Below are 17,190 nucleotides of genomic sequence, written 5' to 3'. Positions count from 1 at the left end.
GGAGTTCGACATCGCGACAGGCGGACGGGAGAGACGTTATCGTTTTGGTGCCGATGTGAAAAGGGAGCAGGCGAACTCGGATTGGTCGGTGACGTCCGTAGAACCCCGAGAAGCTTGCAGGGTCGAACAGCCGCTCTCATCTTTGTCCCACACGGTGCGGCTCAGCGACCCCCGAGACCTCTCGATCTCATCTCTCACATTCAAAACATGATTATACATGGACAAGCACGCTTTGCTCGAGACTATGCTCTCCCGCCAACTACAATGGATCGCGGCGGCTGATTTGAAGGTCTCTCCCCTGGCAACCGTAGACATCGCGATGTTCGGGGTCCTGGCGGCCGTTGCTCCCGGACCAAAAGTTTGGACAGGGGTGAGCATCACCCTCACTGTCCTGGCTCTGGCGACACTCAGCGCGAGCTTGCTGCACCTGCTCGTCGCAACGTCACCTCGTACCAGGGACCCCGTGGGATCTCTGATTTATTTCGGGGGCATCACCCAGCGGACAGAGGAGGAGTTCGTTGTAGAAATGCAAAACTTGAAGGCAGATCAGTACGAGTTGGATCTTGCCCGCCAGACCTACAGGAATGCCTGTATTGCCGGTGAAAAGTACAAGCATGTGAAAACCGGCACCCGGTTCCTCTATGCCGCCATCATCCCCTGGACTCTGGCCGTGTACCTGCTAATCAGCCTGAACACTCAATAAATTCCTCTCAAAGCTACGAATGTAATGGACTTGGACGCACGCTCGCTCGGAAACAAGGAGCGCGCGCGGCGTCCTCGACGCTGCGCCACTCGTCGGGGGTCCACCGGGTCGGCGTTCGGATGGTGCGCTTGGGGCGCAGACGGACTCGGCAGTCGCTGCAAGCGCTCGTGCCGACGGCTACGCGCCCACGTGGTGCCGGTTCCACTTCAACTACGGGGGGCGTTAAGATGCGACTGCACGTCCAAGGCATCGCACTCATTCTCACCATCACGGCGGCGACGGCGCCGGGACGGTCGCTTGCAGCGCAATCCGAGGGGCAGGACCGGCACGTCCGCAACGACTGCCGCCTCGCGGCCCAGGTGTTGGAAACCGGCCACCCCGCCCCGCACTACGAATGGGCACTGGAGTTCATCGCAAAGTGCGAAGAAACCGGTGCGCCGGTGCTGGCGGCGCTTTGGCGTAGCGCAGCCGAGACCGAACACCTCAACCGCCTGTATGTCGAGCTATTTGCTTCGGGATGCACGGATCACGGATGCTGTAACCGAGGTTGCGGAGAATCGTGCGCTCCCGCGCCTCGTCCGGCTCAACGCCATTCGCGTTCTTGCCGGGCACGCTGTGCCGGCATTCCTGCTCTCGGTACCTGACCTACTCCGTCCGGAGAATGAATCCACAATATCCATGTTCCCCAGGGTAAGCCACATTACGGTGCGGAACGGGGAACGCCGCGTCGAGGAGGCCACGATTCGCGGCATCGTAGAAGCGTTGGGCCATCTCAGGAGCGATGCTGACGCTGATGTTGCAACGGCGGCGGTGCGCACCCGCCGCCAGATTTGTTTGCGTTTCGGTTGGCAGGACTGCAACCAAAGGAGGTAAGGCCGGGGTCATGCCCACTCCTGCTACGGCGGGCGAGTGGGGGCTTGCCGCCCTCCGAGCTCGCCGAACTCCGAGACTTTTGTACTCCGCGCGGCGCTTTCCACATTGCTCAATTGACGCTCCGTCGCGGGAATGTCTGCGGGGGTGGAAACGGAATTCCGGAAATGTTCAGCGGCACGCGCAGCACGTTCTCCCACGACTCCCGGTCGAGCTGCACCACGCCCGGGCCGCACGCCGGGCAGGTGTACTCCATCAGCACCACGCCCCCTTCCGTGATGTCGAATGCGTCGATGCCCACGTGCGACGCGCATACGCCACATGACACCCGGAACATGGGGCCGGCCGTGGTCCCAACGATCGGCAACGCGCCGCACGCGCTCAGGGTGTTGTCGTGTCTTTGCATGGCGCTGTCTTGATTCAGGGGATGAGGGTGCGCGCGACAGGGCAGCCCCCCGCCGGCGTTTCGATGGCTGCAATGCCGGACGTGAACTCTTCGACGAACCGCGTCAGCCCGTTTCGGCAGCTGCACACCAGCCCGCGGAAGTCTTCCGGCACGTCCGGCCGGGCCGTGGCCATGTAGAGCACTTCCACGTAGCGCCCGAACAGCCCGGCATCCGCATCCAGGTTCGTAGGGTCCGAGTCGTCGTCCCAGCACGGCGGGTTGGGGATGTACTCGGTCAGGCTGAAGGCCAGCCCCCTGAACAGGTCGATCACTTCGGAGTCCAGGAACTGCACGAGCACGCTCCAGGGCGCGGCCGGGTCGGGCGTGTGGCGCTCCACGAAGAGCTGAGCCGGCCGAAGGTGCTCCCACGCACTCTCGACGAGCGCCAGAAGACTCCCGAACGCCTGCCGGTGGCCTGATGGCAGATGCGCCACGCGCAGGACCGCACCGGCCCAGGCTTCGGTGTAGAGGGTGGCGCGCGGCTCCCCGTCCGGCTGCATTCGTACTGGCGGTTAGTGTGCTTTCCCATCACCGGTCGAACCATAAAGGGCGGTGTCGACCGGGACAATCGCACGCCAAAACACCGCCCCCTCCGACTTTTCTTGCCGGATAGGAGCGGTGCTTTCGGGGTGCGTCGGAATGCCGCGCCCCGCTGTTCAGCCACGGCGCGAACGCGTGTCGTCTGGTGTCTCCCTACTGTGGCGCAATGTGGGCGGGCGATATAACTTGGACGCGCAACGCCATCAATTCACCGGAAACGGCAGGAGAAATACGATGCTTCGTAGAGCCCTTACGCTGGTGGCGGCGCTCGCGGTCGTCGCCGGCTGCTCCCAGTCGGCGACGGCGCCGGACGCGAACGCCGGGGCGGCCAGATCCAACGCCCTGGAATCGGACTCAGTGGAGACGACCACGACCACCACCACGACGACGACGGGCGCGGACACCACGGGGACCAGCCGGGGCGGCGGTTTCATCGGCGCTGGCTGATCGGCACGAAAAAGCCGCCCCGCGTCAGTCCGGGGCGGCGTCTCTCAGCATCCTCACCAGTCGGCCGGCCAGCAGCCTTTCTCGATCCGTCGGCGGCTCCCACCGGGCGACCGGCAGCCCTTCCGGCACACGTCTCAACAGGTCCTCCGCGTCCCGTCCCGCCAGCACGTCCCCGCGTTCCTGAGCGATTGCCACGGCCTTCGCGCCCAGGTCGCGGGCCGCTACGCTGAACCCCAGCATCAGCGCCCCTTCGCCCAGCCCCACCAGGGCGTCGGCGCTGAAGCGGTGCGCCCTGGGCCCGTCTTGCTGGTCGAGGTCCTGCCACATTCTCAGGAACAAAGCCCGGTCGCCCGCACCGGCTGCGGCGCGCGCCACGTTGGCGGTCGTGATGTATCGTTGATCCGGCTCGGTGATGGCCGCGAGCGCCGCTTGCAGCACCGGCAGCGCCACGTCGTAGTGGCCCTGCAGGGACCACAGATGCGCGATGTCCTGGGCGAGAGAGGGAATGTGCGAGTGGCCCGGGCCGTACAGCGTCAGGGCAGCTTCGGCGTGGGCCTGCGCCTCCGCGAATCGGCGCGTGAGGCCGCAGATCCCCAGCGCGTTCGTGCGGGCGTGCGCGGCGACGTCGGTAAACCCGGCTTTTGCCGCGAGCCGATAGCTGCGGGCCATCAGCCGCATGGCTCGCCGGAGCTTCCCTTGCCGCTCTTCGAGCACGCCCAGCGCCAGGAACGCATCCGCCCGGGTCTGGTGATCGCCGGCGACGTGCGCCACCCGCTCGGCCCGGTCCAGCCAGCGCCGCGCCCTGTCGTACCGCGAGGCGTTCCGGAGCACGCGCCCGGCGGCCACGGCCGGCACCGGGTTGTGGGGGTCTGCCATGGCGGCCAGCTCGGCGAACAGCAGGCCCGTGCCCACGTGCCCGGCACCCTGCGCCCACTCGCCGATCGCCGTGCACGCCTGGGATACGTGGGCGGGCCGCGCGGCCTCGGGCTGCCGGACCACGTGCGCGAGCGCCGCCAGGGCCGGCCTCAACGCCGACGGTTGGTCCTCGGCGGGTTCCGGCTGCCCCGGCCGGAACAGGCCGCGGCGGTGTGGCGGCTCGCATTCCGACCACAGCGCCACGTCCGCGGCGCTCCGGAACAGCACCAGACCCAGCGGGCCGGGAAGCTCTTCCAGGCAGACGAGCGCGGCAAGCGGAGCAAGGCCCGGAAGGGGCGGAATCGGCCGCCGGCCCCGCCGGGCCGGTGCCCCCACCGGCTCCGGCCTGGGTGACAGCAGCATGAAAGATGTAGCTGAACTGAGTTCCTGCGTGCTTCGGAGCGGCGAAGGTAGTCAGGAAGTGAACCTGCGCGCAAGTTTGTCCACTTCCGGCCGAGGCCCTCGCCGATCTCGAACCCGTGCTTCGTGATGTCGTACTCCCGGAGCGCCTTGCTGTGCTGGCTCCCGCCCATCCTTCCCCACGGTCGGCGCTTTGCGGATCTCTATCGCGACTCGCGGACACGGGGATGGGGGATTGCGCCGGAGATGAGGGAGTCGGCATTCGCCGCGGCAGGGGATCGGCCGTTACGCTCCGGCTTCCCAGCGCTTCGTCGCGGGGTTCACGAGCGAGCGGATGCGCCCGGCGATCACGTCCAGGGCACACGGCTTCAACAGCAGATCGTCGCAGACGGCGCGCATACGTTCCTGCTGCGCGGGCGACTGGCACGCCGTAACCGCGAGGATGGGCGTCTGCGCCGAAGGCGGGTGCCACCGCAGCCACTGGGCGGTTTCGATGCCATCGAGCACCGGCATCACGATGTCGATGAGCACCACGTCGGGTTGCTTCCCCTGCACGCAGAGAATCGCCTCACCTCCGTGCCGCGCTTCCACCACCAGGTAACCGCAGGTCCGAAGGAACTCGGCATACCCCTCACGGGTCGGCGCGTGGTCATCTACGACAAGCACCGTTTTCGTGTTCATCCACGAGCTCGCAAGGCGGCTGTCGAACGGGTGGGCTTCGGCGGTTTCCGCCATTGCAGGATTCCACTCATCCTCGGCAGGCGACGCGTTCCGATCGGGCCCCGAAGTCCTTGGCCACTGCCCGGACCGGCTCGGTGGCTTCTGCGCACCGCTCAGGCTGCACGCGCGCCAGAGGGATGCGAAGAGCCAACGCTTCGGCCCATTCGGCATGTCCTTGCGCCCTCTCCATGTCGGGCGTCATGATCGCCATCGGTGTGGGATGTGGGGCGAGGGGACTGCCTCTGCTCGACGGGCGAGGCCGGCCCGCGCGTGGCTGCGGGCGATCAGGATGATCCACGTCTCTACCGAGCCCCACCCAGCGTGATAGCGGTCCGCCTGGGCCCAGACCTGCGAAAACGCCTTTTCCACCACCTCTTCCGCGTGGTCGCGGTCGCCCACCAGGTGAAGGGCGACCGCGTACACCCGGTCCGACCAGCGGTCGTACAGCTCGGCCAGCGCGGCTTCCTCACGGCCCTGGATGCGTTCCACGAGGCGCTGGTCCATGTCGTTTACCAGGACGGCGGCGCCCGGCCCCGGGGCGGTTTCGCGCGCGGAGTGCCACGGAGTCCGGGCTGCGCCCACGGGAGTGCGTGCCGAGGCACCTCGCCGCCGAATGGAGGCGTCGGCCCACTCGGGATCTGCGTGCTCCGTCTCCCCGTGGTCCGCCATGACGGCCGATCGTTGTGATTAGTGCGGGTGCGGCATTGCCTCTGCCCAGGGGAGGCATGACCCATCTTCAACTCCACCCGCCTGCACGCCGGCCGCTCGATGAACAGCCACTTTGCCATACGGAGGTCGGATCGCGGATCGCGGATCGAGCAAAAGCCGTACCCGGTACTGTCGCGAAAGGTGCGGCAGTTCGGAGGTGAAGGTGGTATCTGTTACATGTCTGCCCAACCTCCAACAAGCATGGCAGGCAACGGGGGAACGAGGCTGGGCCTCTCCATCGCCCGCGATCTCGCCGTCAGCATCGGAGACCCTGACGGTCCGCAGCGAGCCCGGCGTGGGGTCGTGCTTTACGCTCTGGCTGCCGGCATGCGCCGGGGCAGCGCCGCCCTCCGGCACCTGACCTTCGCCATCAATCCGCCCTCCGCCCACGCTTGAGCGGCGGCGGCTCGTGGGGTTCCGGGTGCCGGGGTGCGTCCTGCCACGGCGGAGCGAGGAACGGCGGTTCCACCGGATCGGGGCCCCGTTCGCACAACTCGCGCGCCTCCCGCACCAACGCCTTCGCTGCGTCCATGGCCTCTTCGCTCCGCTGGATGGCGAGCCGCAGACGGACGTAGATATCGTCGTTCGGGTACATGGGCGGGACATGCCGCCAACGGTGTGCCGCGCCCGGAACACACGACGGACCGGACCCGGGGCCAGCGGACAGCCGAGCGGGTCGCGGGGGCCAACCGGCTTCGCTGGTGGCGCAATTCTTTCCGTTCTGCGCGGAGCGGCCCAGGGCCGGGCCGCACGGGCGGCATCGATGCCCCCGGCCTGCCGGCGTGAGCCCCTTCAAACCCGGATCGATCGCGTGCACCTGTCAGAGTTCATCGTGGCGAACCGCAAGCCCATCCTCGCCGAGTGGGAGGAGTTCGCGCGCACCTGTGAGCCTTCCAGCGCCCGGATGGGAATCGTGGAGCTCCGCGATCATGCGGACGGGATTCTCAGCATGATCGCCGCGGACCTGGAGACGGCGCAGGACGCGGCCGAGCAGTCGAAGAAGTCGAAGGGGAACGCGGCCGACGACACCCCCGACGAGACGGCGGCCGAGGAGCACGGTGCCGGCCGGGCCGAGAGCGGCTTCACCGTGGCACAGATGGTCGCCGAGTACCGGGCGCTTCGCGCCAGCGTCATTCGGCTCTGGACCGAGAACCAGGGCGAGCTCGCACCCGGGGACATCGAGCAGCTGACTCGCTTCAACGAGGCCATCGACCAGTCGCTCGCCGAATCCGTGGTTCGCTATTCCGAGCAGCTGGACCGTGCCCAGGAGATTTCCGTCGCCATCGTGGGCCACGACCTCCGGGCGGGGCTCGCCGCCATCCAGGCCTCGGCGAGCGCCCTGCTGGAGACGCGGCACCTGGAGCAGACCGCCGTGACGCTTGCCTCCCAAATCGCGGAAACCGCCGATCGCACCACGCACACGGTGGGCATCCTCCTGGACTTCACCCGGAGCCGCCTGGGGGAAGGGATCCCCATTCACCGCTCCGAGGCATCCATGGGAACGCTGGCGCACGACGTGGCTGCGGGGATCGCGGCCGCGCATCCCGAGCGGCGCTTCAGCGTGGAGGGGGGCACGGAGGAGCGGGGAGAGTGGGACGTTGCGCGAATCAGCCAGGCACTGAACAACCTGATCGAAAATGCGGTGCAGCACGGCACCGCGGGTACGCCCGTCACCGTGCACGTGAACGGCGACGAGCACGACGTGTACGTCTCCGTTCACAACCGCGGCACGGCGATCCCCCGAGAGCAGCTGGACACGCTCTTCGAGCTGCGCGGCGCCGCCCCCGCCGGGGAGAGCTCCCCCCGGGAGCCGCGGGAGGGACTGGGGCTGGGCCTTTACATCGCCGAGCGGATCGTGCGCGCGCACGGCGGCAGCATCATCGCGAAGTCGTCGGAGGTGCACGGGAACACCTTTACCGTCTGCCTTCCGCGCCACGCCCCCGCGGAACGCCGGAAGGCGGCGCGCTGAGCGAGCGGATCCGGGCTGCACGCGACGACCAGGCGGGAGCGGGAGGTCATCCCCCTCCCGCTTTTCGCATCCGCGAATGTGCTGCAAAACCGATCCTTGCACACGCCGCAAAACCCGGTCAATGATTTCCAGCGGCGTATCTCGTGCATGTACCGGTATCATCAGATGATACGGCCTCCATGCACCAGTGATCCGCAAGCTCAATGTGCCCCCAGAAACCTGCCGAAGAACAGACCCGGAACGCGGGGGCCGGCTCCGGTGGAACGGGGGACGCGTCCCGCGGCATCGCCGGGAGTGAAACCCGGGAGCGGGAGGCGGCGCGGCGGCGCGCGGAGCTCCGGGCCCATGCGTCGGCGGAGCCCGCCGCCCCCTCCAGCGTTCCGGCCGGCGACACGACGGGGATGGGAGTCGTGCACCAGGCCTTTTCGGCACTCGCCGAGAACGTGCGGGACTACGGCATCTTCCTGATGGACCCGGACGGCTTCATCACCTTCTGGGGCGAAGGCGCCCGGCTGCTCAAGGGGTGGACGAAAGCCGATGCCGAGGGCGCCCACCTGCGCCTGCTGTACCCGGACGGCGGCTCGGACGATGGCGGGGCCGAGGATCACCTGCTGCTCGCGGCCCAGACCGGGGAGTACAGGGGCGAGGGAAGCCGCGTCCGCAGGGATGGCTCGACCTTCTGGGCCGGAGTCACGCTCACCGCACTGAGGGACACCGACGGTACGCTGCTGGGGTTCGCGAAGCTCACGCGCGACCTGACCGCGCGGCGCGCCACGGAGGCCGCCCGCAAGGCCGCGCTCGAAGCGGCGGAGGAAGCGGCCCGGGTGAAGAGCCACTTCATCGCCACCATGAGCCACGAGATCCGCACCCCCCTCAACGCGGTGATGGGCTACGCCGATCTCCTCGCCATGGAGCTGGGCGGCCCCCTCACGCGGGCGCATCACGAGCAGATCGCCAAGATCCGGGCGAGCAGCCAGCACCTGATGGGAATGGTCGACGACGTGCTGGACCTGGCCCGCATCGAGTCGGGCCGCATGGCCGCCGCCCGCGCACGGCTGCGGCTGGGGCCGGTGGTGTCGCGGGCGATGGTCCTCGTAGAGCCGCAGGCCAGTGCCCAGGGCGTGGAGCTGGTGAGCGCGATGTCGGGGTTCGCCTCGGACCTGCAGTGCTGGGGCGACGGCGAGCGGGTTCGGCAGATCCTGCTCAACCTGCTGAACAACGCCGCCAAGTTCACCGAGCGGGGCGGGCGCATCACCATCGGCGCCGAGGCGGCGGCCGATGCCCCGGCGTACACCCGGCTGGAGGGTCCCGGGCCCTGGATCTACATCCGGGTAGAGGACACGGGCCGGGGAATTCCACCGGGGCGGCTGGAGGCCATCTTCGAGCCCTTCGTGCAGGCGGAGACGGGCTTCACACGGCGATTCGGGGGCGCGGGGCTGGGCCTGGACATCAGCCGGCGCCTGGCGCGGCTGATGGGTGGAGACCTCACCGTGCGGAGCGAGCCGGGGGTCGGATCGGCCTTCTTTCTCTGGCTTCCCGCCGCGGCGAACGAGGAGGCCGATTCGGGGCCCTGCGCGGGGGACGACGACGGAGGGGGCGTCTTCACGGCCATCCGGGCCGCCGTTCTTTCCGAGCTGGAGCGCATCCTCCACGTGTACGTCGCGCGCCTGCGGAGCGATCCGGGCACACCCCACGCGCGCCGCCTTTCGGAGGCGGAGCTGGAGGACCACCTGGCGAGCTTCCTTTCCGACCTGGCGCAGACCATGGGCACCACGCATCTGGCGCCCCAGCCCGGGACGCGCCGCGAGGAAACCGTGATCCAGCGCGTGATCTCGGAGCGCCACGGGCTGCAGCGTGCGCGGCTGGGGTGGACGGAGGAGGAGATCAGGAGGGAGTTCCAGGTGCTGCGCGAGGAGCTCGCGGCGGCGGTGCGGCGGCGGGTGCATCCCTGCGGCGAGGCGGAGCTGGAGACGGCGATCGGCGTGCTCGCCGAAGCGGTCACGCACGCGGAAGGGCTCAGCGTGCAGAGCTATCGGGGAGCGGCGGCGGAGTGATCGCTCTGCGCCCCCCTGCGCGGCCACGCACGGCTCTTGCATTGACCAACTGGTTAGTAACTCCGATCTCGTTCAACCGCTTCGCCATACACCACGGGCTGATTCATGAGCATTCGAAAACTTGTGGTCGGGGTCGGGGGCGTTCACGAGCCCGACGCGGTGCTTCCGGACGCCGGCGCGCTGGCCACGCGCGCCGGGCTCCCGCTGGAGGTGGTGCATGCCTTCGACGTGTCGGACCCGTTCGTGGATACCTATCTCCGCTTTTCCACGATCCCGGGCGACCCGCTGAAGCACTACGCCGAGGGGCTGCAGGCGCGGCTGGAAGGACAGCTCGGCGGCCTGGCGGGTGAGTGCGAGGTCCACTGCCGGGCCCAGCCCGGCCAAGCGTCGGCCGTTCTCCATGAAGCCACCTGCGGCGGGGACTGCCTCCTCGTCGTGGGCCCCACGCGGCGCGGGCGCGTGGGGGCGGCGCTCCTGGGCACCACGGCGCAGCGGGTGCTCCACGGCGCACGAACGCCGGTCCTGGTGCTGCACGGCCAGCTCGCCGCCTGTCCGCGCGTGCTCTTCTGCGTGGACGTGGCCTCGCCGGCGGCGCTGGGGATGGTGGAAGGGGGACTCGCGGTGATCCGCGCCCTCTGCACGAAGGAGGCGGTGGAGGCTCGCGTTCTCCTGGTGGTGGGACTGGAGCTGGACCTCCCCATTCCAGGTCTCCACGACCGTCTGGCGGGCGCGGCGCGGGAGCGCCTGGACGCGTTCCTCGCGGAGCTCCCCGAGGGAGTCCAGGTAGAGTCGACCATCCGGACCGGCGCTCCCGCCCGCGAAGCGGTCGCCGAGGCCGCGGAGTGGGCCGCGGAACTGGTCGTCGTGGGAAGCCACGGGCGTACCGGTGCCGCGAGAGCGCTCCTGGGCAGCGTGGCCGAGGCCATCGTGCGCGATGCGCCCTGCAGCGTCCTGGTGATTCCCCCCGCGTGAGCGTTTCCCCCCGTCGAACGCCGTGGCTTCGGCGCGCCTCAGGGAAGGAAGAACCAGCCGACGAGGGCGTACGCGAGCAGCGGGACGACGAACGCGAACACCCCGTCCATCCACGCCCCGCCGCGGGCCATCTGGGCCGTGGTCACGTGGCCGGTGCCGTAGGCGATGGCGTTGGGGGGCGACGCCACGGGAAGGATGAAGCCGCCGCTCGCCGCCAGCGTCGCCACCGTCGTCAGCAGCACGGGTCCCTCGCCGATGCCCACGGCGAGGGCGGCGATCACCGGCAGGAAGGTGACCGCGGCGGCCGTGTTGCTGGCCACCTCGCTTAGCGCCACCAGGAAGGCCGCCACGGCAACCGCCACCGCCAGCGGCGGCCACCCGCCCACCCCGGACAGGGCGTCGCCGATCCAGCCGGCCAGCCCCGTCCCGGCGATTCCCGCCGCCAGGCTCAGCCCTCCCCCGAACAAAATGAGCACGTCCCAGGGAAGCCGCGCCACGGTGTCCCAGTCGAGCACGCGCGTACCCCGCCCGGCGGGGAGGGCGAAGAGGACCACCGCGCCGGCCACCGCGATCCCGGCGTCGGAAAGCCCGGGCACCCAGCGGCCGAGCGCCGGCCGCGCGATCCACAACGCGTCGGTGAGGAGAAAGACGATCGCGACCGTCCATTCAGCCCGCGAAACCGGCCCGAGCGAAGCGATTTCGCGGGCGATCAGCTCGCGGCCGCCCTCGACCTCGGCGCGGCCCAGGGGAAGCACCACGCGGGTGAGGAGAAGCCAGGTGAGCGGGAGAAGGACCAGCACCAGGGGAACGCCCACCTGCATCCACTGCAGGAACCCGATCTCCACCTCGTACGTCTTGGCGAGAAATCCGGCCAGGAGCGCGTTGGGCGGTGTTCCGATCAGCGTGCCGAGCCCGCCGATGGCCGCGGCGTAGACGACGCCCAGCAGCACCGCCGGGGGAAAGTTCGGCTCGTCGGCGGCGCACTGCTTCACCAGCTCGATCACCGACAGCGCGATCGGAAGCACCATCAGCACCGTGGCGGTGTTGTTCACCCACATGCTGATGAACGCCGTGGCGATCATGAACCCCGCCACCAGCCCCGTGGGACGGGTGCCCGTGGCGCGCACCAGCACGAGCGCGATGCGCCGGTGCAGCCCCCATCGCTGCATGGAGGCCGCGAGCATGAAGCCGGCGAGGAACAGGAACACCACCGGGTCGGCGTACGGAGCCGCCGCCTCGTCCACGGCGCGCGCGCCCACCAGGGGAAAGAGGAGGAGCGGGAGGAGCGCCGTCATCGCGAGCGGGAGCGCCTCCGTCACCCACCACACGCCCATCCACGCGGCGACGGCCGCCACTCGCCACCCGGGCGCGTCCAGGCCCTGCGGGGCGGGTAGCATCACGAGGACGGCGAACGCCGCCGGACCCAGCAGGAGGCCGATCCGCTGCACCCGCGTCGATGCCGGCGCCGGCTCGTTCACCACGGCACCGGGTGCCCCGCCCGTCCGGGCATCCGGCGGCTCCGCGGGGTCCGGTCCCGCTTCGATCTCGTTGCGCACGTCGTTGGTGGAGGAGGGGCTGGGGGTTCAGGCCGTTCCGTGCTCCGGCTCATTCCAGGCCGCGTACGCATGCGCGGGGCTGGAGAAGCCGGGCCATGATTGCCTCTGCCGGGCGGGGATGATGGAGCACCCGGCCGGGTGCCGCCAGAGGATCCTCCCCATCACCCGCGCAGCCTGGCCGGCCGGCATCCTCGACCCCGGGCAGGCCCGCAACGTGCTGGACGCAACGCCCAACGCACAAGGAGAGAACCAGGACATGCTGAGCACACACCAGGGTCCGGATGCCGGACGAGCGTCGTTCCGGTCCATCGTGGTCGCGACCGACCTCTCCGACGGCTCGGACGAGGTCGTCCGGGCAGCGGGCGAAGTGGCGGCGCGGTCGGCCGCCTCCCTTCACGTGGTCCACGCCATCGACGTGCCCGCCGGGGGGGGCAATGAGCCGCACGAGGAGCAGGTCCGCGAGGCGGAACGCCTCCTGGACGCACTGATCGGCCGTGACGTTCCCGCCGAGGTAGCGGCGGAGCACCACGTCGGGGGGTTTCCCCCCGAGCGCGCCATCATGGAGTGGGCCGACCGGGCCGGCGCCGGCCTGATCGTGCTGGGGCCGCACGTTCGCCGGGCAGGCCCCGCTCGTCTCCTCGGCAGCACGGCCGAGCGGGTGCTCGGCGGCGCGGGAGTTCCCTGCCTGGTGGTCCGCGCGCCGCTCGCCGTGCCGTCGAGCCACGTGGTCGTGGCGGTGGATCCCGCGCACGACCTGGAGCCCGTGCTCGACGCCGCCATCCACTGGGCCCTCCTCTTCGCAGGCGCGGAGGGAGCGGGGGGTGCACCGAAGCTTTCGGTCCTCCACGTTACGAACGACCCGCGCAGCGGCTCTCCACCGGTTCTGGACGAGGCCCTTCGCGGCGCGCTCTCCCGGGGGGACGAGGAGGGGCGGTTGACCGCCAGTCTCGCCCTCCGCGGCACCGACGTCGTGCAGTCGATCCTGCTGTTCGCCGAGGTGGAAGCCACCGACCTGCTGGTACTCTCCACTCGGAATCGCGGTTTGGTGGGGCGTGCGCTGCTCGGGAGCGTGAGCGCCGAGGTGACCCGGCGCGCGCCATGCAACGTCCTCCTCGTACCCCCCCGACCGAAGTAACCGCCGAAAACTTCCGTCGAGGGGGAGGGCCCGGGAGCGGTGCGGGCCTAGACCGGCGAGCCCCCACCGGCGGGAGTCGCCTCGCGCCCGGTAAGGTCCTGCGCGGCGATGCGGAACATCACGGACCGCGCGGGCATGGGATCGTCGGAGGTAAAGGATTCCGGGATCAGCGACCGGAGCAGCTCCACCCCGGTGCGCCACGCCTCCTGGCGCCACTCCGGGCCGTCGTCCGTCACCGTGTACAAGCCGCCGTGCACGACCACGCTGCGCCAGCTGAAGATTCCCTCCACCTCGTCCACCTCGAACGCCACGGGCCGCCACAGCTCCCCGGTCGCCGTGAGCTTGGCCCCGTGCGACGTGCGCCCGTACAGCCACTCGCCGTCGAAGACGTAGTGGAGCGGCTCGATGTCGAGGTGCTCGTTCCACGAGTACGCCAGGCGCCCCACGTGGTTGCGCGCGAGGATGCTCTCGCACTCCTCGCGGCTCAGGCTTCGGATGTGCGGCTTCGGCGTGGAGCTCATCATTTACCCCTGTGGACGTGGCGGACCCGCGCGCGGCGCGGCAACGGGGATTTCGCTGACCGGCCATCCCCACTGGCCTTCGGCTTCGACCCTGCGTGCTCACCCGGCACATCCAACGCCACGGCCATCCGCGGTGTGGGGGACAGCTTCCATACCTCAACGAGTTGTCCAGATGATTCCGCTGCCGGATGAAGAGAACCCGCCGCCTGCCCACGTGCCGTGCGACGTCGTCCTGCGGGACGGCTCCACCGCCCGCGTGCGGGTGACGGATGCCGGCGATGCGCCGCGCGTCGCCGAGTTCCTCCGCGCGCTTTCGCCCGGCTCGCGGGCGCTACGCTTCTGCGGCGCGGTCGGCGAGCAAGCGCTTCCGCGCGAGGCGGAACGCCTGGTCGGATCCGCGGACGGTGCTTTGGGACTCGTCGCGACGGTGGGCGGTGCCGGCCGCATCATCGGCCATGCGATGTTCGTGGGCCTCACGGGCGTGCACAGCGAGGTCGCCGAGGTCGCGCTGGTGATCGCCGACGAGCACCAGGGACAGGGGCTGGGGACCATCCTGCTCGGCCAGCTTGCCCAGATCGCCGCCGGCCACGGCGTACGAAGCTTTACCGCCGACGTGCTCGCGCACAACCGGCGCATGCTCCACGCGTTCCAGGAATCGGGCTTTCCGGTGACGATCACCTTGGATGGCGACGACGCCAGGGTGGACTTTCCCATCGAGGTGACGGGAGAAACCCTGCGGCGGTTCGACGAGCGGGAGTGGACCGCGGCGGTGAACGCCATGCGCCCCTTCTTCGAGCCCCGCTCGGTGGCCGTGATCGGGGCCTCGCGCCGGCGAGAGTCGGTGGGCGGCGCGCTGCTGCACAACCTCCTGGCCTACCCGTTCGCGGGCCCGGTCTTTCCCGTCCATCCAGACGCGCCGGTCGTTCAGGGCATCCCCGCCTATCCGGGCGTCGAGGAGATCCCCGGCCCGGTGGACCTGGCGGTGATCGCGGTTCCGGCCGAAGCGGTGGTCGAAGCCGCGGAGGCGTGCGCCCGGAAAGGGGTTCGCGCGCTGGTGGTGGTGAGCGCGGGGTTCGCCGAGTCCGGTGCCCTGGGGCGGAGCCGGCAGGATGCGCTGCTCCAGGTGTGCCGGATGGGCGGAATGCGGCTCATCGGGCCGAATTGCATGGGGATCGTCAACTCCGATCCCGCGGTGCAGCTGAACGCCACCATCGCGCCCGTGCTTCCCGTCGCGGGGCGGATCGCGTTCATGTCGCAGAGCGGGGCGCTGGGGCAGGCCATCATGGGCTACGCGAGCGCGCGCGGGCTCGGCGTCTCCACCCTGGTATCCGTCGGAAACAAGGCCGACATCTCGGGCAACGACCTGGTTCGCTACTGGGCGCAGGACGCGGGCACGGACGTGATCCTGCTGTACCTGGAATCGTTCGGCAATCCGCGGAAGTTCTCCCGCATCGCCCGCCAGGTGGCGCGCGGCAAGCCGATCGTGGCCGTGAAGAGCGGCCGGTCGCCGGCGGGCGCCCATGCCGCCGGCTCCCATACCGGCGCGTTGCTGGGCGCGTCGGACCTGACCGTCGATGCGCTCTTCCGCCACGCGGGCGTCATTCGGGCCGACACGCTGCGCGAGATGTTCGACATCGCGTCGCTCCTCGCGACACAGCCGGCACCCCGGGGCCGGCGCGTCGCCCTCATCACCAACGCGGGGGGACCCGCCATCCTGTGCGCAGACGCCTGCCAGGGCGAGGGACTGGAGATCCCGCGGCTGGCCGGCTCCACCCTGGAAGCCCTGCGCCCGGTTCTCCCGGCGCACGGCGACCCCGCCAACCCGGTCGACCTCGGCGCGGCCGCGACGCCCATCCTCTACCGCCGCGCCATCGAGATCGCCGGGCGGGATCCTGGCGTCGATGCCCTGATCGTGATCCTGGCGCCGACGCATTCCGCGCCGGCGGAGGACACCCTCGGGGAAGTCTCCGCCGGCGCGCACCAGCTGGCCGGCAGGATCCCGGTGCTTGCCGTCGTGATGCAGCCGGCGCCCCAGCCGATGATCCCTCGTTCCGGGGAGAGGCATCCACCCGTGTACGCCCAGCCGGAGGACGCCGCCCGCTCGCTCGCGAAGGTGGCACGCTACGGCGAGTGGCTGGCGGAACCCGCTTCCGACGCGCCCCACCTGGAGGGCGTGCGCCGCAAGGAGGCACTCGCGATCGTGGCGGGCGCGGTGAGCCGCGGCGCCGAATGGCTCTCTCCCGAGGAGGCCGCACAGCTGCTCCGGTGCTACGGCCTGTCGTGCCTGGCCCCGGCGACCGGCGACGAGGTCCAGCCAATGGCGCCGGAGGGGGTAGAGATGATCGTGGGGGTGGTGCACGACCCGCGGTTCGGACCCGTGGTCGCCTGCGGCGCGGGGGGAGTGGTGATGGAGCTCCTGAAGGACGTTTCCGTCCGCCTGACCCCCCTCTCGCGCGCGGACGCGGAGGAGATGGTACGTGAGCTCAAAACGTACCCGCTGCTCACCGGCTACCGGGGCGCCCCGCCCTGCGACGTCGGCGCACTCGTGGACGCCGTGCTCCGCGTGGCGGCACTCGTCGACGACCTTCCCCAGGTGGTGGAGCTCGATCTCAACCCCATCATCGTCCATCCCGCCGAAGCGGCGGTCGTGGATGCGCGCGTCCGGGTCGCGCCGCCGCGCCCGTCGCCCCTGCTCGGCCAGCGGTGAGCGCCCTCGTGTGAAGACGCCGGTATCCCGATTGCATCCGCCGTCCAGCAGCGCGCCGCTCCCCTCCGGGGCGCGACGGAACCCCGCACTCCAGGCCATGACCAGGGGCCAGATGATCGGGCTGGCGGCGGCGGTGCTCGCCGGGACGGCGATGGGGCTGGGCGCGTTCACGTTCGTGTACGCCAAGGGCGCCTCGTACCTGACCAACGACCCCTCCGCCTGCGCCAACTGCCACATCATGTCCGAGCACTACTCGGCATGGCAGAAGAGCAGCCACAGGGCCGTGGCCACCTGCAACGACTGCCACACCCCCCATGACCTGGTGGGCAAGTACACCGTCAAGGCAAAGAACGGCTTCTGGCACTCGTTCTACTTCACCACGGGCCGCTACCCCGACCCGCTGCGCATCACCGAAAGCAACCGCCGCGTCACCGAGCACGCCTGCCGCTACTGCCACACCGAGGTCACCGACGCCATCGAGCACGGCGTGGGAGCACGCGAGGGCGACGCCGGGGGTGCAATGCGCTGCGCGCGGTGCCACGACGACGTGGGCCACCTGGTCCGCTGA

15 protein-coding genes are annotated in these 17,190 nt (G+C 69.9%); 8 read left to right on the top strand and 7 right to left on the bottom strand.

Translation table 11 applies throughout. The features are described 5' to 3' along the window. Positions 1 to 217 precede the first annotated feature (217 nt). Positions 218 to 703, top strand: a complete 486-nt coding sequence (locus VGB24_RS04960) for a Pycsar system effector family protein (RefSeq protein WP_331071853.1) — start codon at positions 218 to 220, stop codon at positions 701 to 703. 982 nt (positions 704 to 1,685) lie between these two features. On the opposite strand, the gene VGB24_RS04955 is transcribed toward VGB24_RS04960, so the two are convergent. Together VGB24_RS04955 and VGB24_RS04950 are read right to left on the bottom strand one after the other, a co-directional pair. Continuing rightward, the gene (locus VGB24_RS04955; protein ID WP_331071852.1) at positions 1,686 to 1,979 is read right to left on the bottom strand and encodes a hypothetical protein; all 294 of its coding nucleotides are present in this window, start codon (positions 1,977 to 1,979) and stop codon (positions 1,686 to 1,688) included. 14 nt (positions 1,980 to 1,993) lie between these two features. Continuing rightward, positions 1,994 to 2,518, bottom strand: a complete 525-nt coding sequence (locus tag VGB24_RS04950; protein ID WP_331071851.1) for a hypothetical protein — start codon at positions 2,516 to 2,518, stop codon at positions 1,994 to 1,996. Positions 2,519 to 2,792: 274 nt separating this feature from the next. On the opposite strand from VGB24_RS04950, the gene VGB24_RS04945 reads away from it, so the two are divergent. Further along, on the top strand, positions 2,793 to 3,005 hold the full coding sequence (locus VGB24_RS04945; RefSeq protein ID WP_331071850.1) for a hypothetical protein: 213 nt from the start codon (positions 2,793 to 2,795) through the stop codon (positions 3,003 to 3,005). A 24-nt stretch (positions 3,006 to 3,029) separates the two neighbouring features. Here the strand turns inward: VGB24_RS04945 and VGB24_RS04940 are convergent, their stop codons facing one another. The 3 genes from VGB24_RS04940 to VGB24_RS04930 all read right to left on the bottom strand — a co-directional run bounded on the left by VGB24_RS04940 (position 3,030) and on the right by VGB24_RS04930 (position 5,504). Next, on the bottom strand, positions 3,030 to 4,283 hold the full coding sequence (locus tag VGB24_RS04940; RefSeq protein ID WP_331071849.1) for a tetratricopeptide repeat protein: 1,254 nt from the start codon (positions 4,281 to 4,283) through the stop codon (positions 3,030 to 3,032). Positions 4,284 to 4,565: 282 nt separating this feature from the next. After that, the gene (locus VGB24_RS04935; protein ID WP_331071848.1) at positions 4,566 to 5,015 is read right to left on the bottom strand and encodes a response regulator; all 450 of its coding nucleotides are present in this window, start codon (positions 5,013 to 5,015) and stop codon (positions 4,566 to 4,568) included. A 183-nt stretch (positions 5,016 to 5,198) separates the two neighbouring features. Further along, a complete protein-coding gene (locus tag VGB24_RS04930; RefSeq protein WP_331071847.1) occupies positions 5,199 to 5,504 on the bottom strand; it encodes an RNA polymerase sigma factor in 306 nt (101 codons plus the stop codon). A gap of 1,015 nt (positions 5,505 to 6,519) precedes the next feature. Here VGB24_RS04930 and VGB24_RS04925 point away from each other — a divergent pair. The 3 genes from VGB24_RS04925 (at position 6,520) to VGB24_RS04915 (ending at position 10,703) form a co-directional block, all read left to right on the top strand. Continuing rightward, complete coding sequence (locus VGB24_RS04925; RefSeq protein WP_331071846.1) at positions 6,520 to 7,677, top strand: sensor histidine kinase; 1,158 nt, start codon at positions 6,520 to 6,522, stop codon at positions 7,675 to 7,677. Positions 7,678 to 8,087: 410 nt separating this feature from the next. Continuing rightward, positions 8,088 to 9,731, top strand: coding sequence for an ATP-binding protein (locus VGB24_RS04920; protein ID WP_331071845.1), 1,644 nt, complete (start codon positions 8,088 to 8,090; stop codon positions 9,729 to 9,731). A 105-nt stretch (positions 9,732 to 9,836) separates the two neighbouring features. Continuing rightward, positions 9,837 to 10,703 carry a universal stress protein gene (locus VGB24_RS04915; RefSeq protein ID WP_331071844.1) on the top strand — a complete coding sequence of 289 codons (867 nt, stop codon included), beginning with the start codon at positions 9,837 to 9,839 and terminating at the stop codon, positions 10,701 to 10,703. Positions 10,704 to 10,741: 38 nt separating this feature from the next. On the opposite strand, the gene VGB24_RS04910 is transcribed toward VGB24_RS04915, so the two are convergent. Then, entirely contained in the window at positions 10,742 to 12,259 is a 1,518-nt protein-coding gene (locus VGB24_RS04910) for a DASS family sodium-coupled anion symporter (protein WP_331071843.1), read from the bottom strand. On the opposite strand from VGB24_RS04910, the gene VGB24_RS04905 reads away from it, so the two are divergent. Beyond that, positions 12,252 to 13,394: a universal stress protein gene (locus tag VGB24_RS04905; RefSeq protein WP_331071842.1), complete on the top strand. Its 1,143-nt coding sequence runs from the start codon at positions 12,252 to 12,254 to the stop codon at positions 13,392 to 13,394. The two genes, VGB24_RS04910 and VGB24_RS04905, sit on opposite strands and share 8 nt — an antisense overlap. A 47-nt stretch (positions 13,395 to 13,441) precedes the next feature. On the opposite strand, the gene VGB24_RS04900 is transcribed toward VGB24_RS04905, so the two are convergent. After that, positions 13,442 to 13,918, bottom strand: a complete 477-nt coding sequence (locus VGB24_RS04900) for a pyridoxamine 5'-phosphate oxidase family protein (protein ID WP_331071841.1) — start codon at positions 13,916 to 13,918, stop codon at positions 13,442 to 13,444. A 169-nt stretch (positions 13,919 to 14,087) separates the two neighbouring features. Between VGB24_RS04900 and VGB24_RS04895 the strand changes: the two genes are divergently transcribed. Both VGB24_RS04895 and nrfH read left to right on the top strand, forming a co-directional pair. Then, entirely contained in the window at positions 14,088 to 16,622 is a 2,535-nt protein-coding gene (locus VGB24_RS04895) for a GNAT family N-acetyltransferase (RefSeq protein WP_331071840.1), read from the top strand. A gap of 97 nt (positions 16,623 to 16,719) precedes the next feature. Beyond that, positions 16,720 to 17,190, top strand: coding sequence for a cytochrome c nitrite reductase small subunit (nrfH, locus tag VGB24_RS04890; RefSeq protein ID WP_331071839.1), 471 nt, complete (start codon positions 16,720 to 16,722; stop codon positions 17,188 to 17,190).

Origin of the sequence: Longimicrobium sp., assembly GCF_036399935.1 — a bacterium.
Taxonomy (GTDB): Bacteria; Gemmatimonadota; Gemmatimonadetes; order Longimicrobiales; family Longimicrobiaceae; genus Longimicrobium.
This window is presented reverse-complemented; position numbering and strand designations above follow the sequence as displayed.

What these genes read in the sequence shown, in the direction of transcription:
- VGB24_RS04900 (WP_331071841.1), bottom strand. Translation starts at nt 13,918, where the DNA reads ATGATGAGCTCCACGCCGAAGCCGCACATCCGAAGCCTGAGCCGCGAG.
- VGB24_RS04935 (WP_331071848.1), bottom strand. Translation starts at nt 5,015, where the DNA reads ATGGCGGAAACCGCCGAAGCCCACCCGTTCGACAGCCGCCTTGCGAGC.
- VGB24_RS04915 (WP_331071844.1), top strand. Translation starts at nt 9,837, where the DNA reads ATGAGCATTCGAAAACTTGTGGTCGGGGTCGGGGGCGTTCACGAGCCC.
- nrfH (WP_331071839.1), top strand. Translation starts at nt 16,720, where the DNA reads ATGACCAGGGGCCAGATGATCGGGCTGGCGGCGGCGGTGCTCGCCGGG.
- VGB24_RS04940 (WP_331071849.1), bottom strand. Translation starts at nt 4,283, where the DNA reads ATGCTGCTGTCACCCAGGCCGGAGCCGGTGGGGGCACCGGCCCGGCGG.
- VGB24_RS04960 (WP_331071853.1), top strand. Translation starts at nt 218, where the DNA reads ATGGACAAGCACGCTTTGCTCGAGACTATGCTCTCCCGCCAACTACAA.
- VGB24_RS04930 (WP_331071847.1), bottom strand. Translation starts at nt 5,504, where the DNA reads ATGGACCAGCGCCTCGTGGAACGCATCCAGGGCCGTGAGGAAGCCGCG.
- VGB24_RS04945 (WP_331071850.1), top strand. Translation starts at nt 2,793, where the DNA reads ATGCTTCGTAGAGCCCTTACGCTGGTGGCGGCGCTCGCGGTCGTCGCC.
- VGB24_RS04955 (WP_331071852.1), bottom strand. Translation starts at nt 1,979, where the DNA reads ATGCAAAGACACGACAACACCCTGAGCGCGTGCGGCGCGTTGCCGATC.
- VGB24_RS04950 (WP_331071851.1), bottom strand. Translation starts at nt 2,518, where the DNA reads ATGCAGCCGGACGGGGAGCCGCGCGCCACCCTCTACACCGAAGCCTGG.
- VGB24_RS04895 (WP_331071840.1), top strand. Translation starts at nt 14,088, where the DNA reads ATGATTCCGCTGCCGGATGAAGAGAACCCGCCGCCTGCCCACGTGCCG.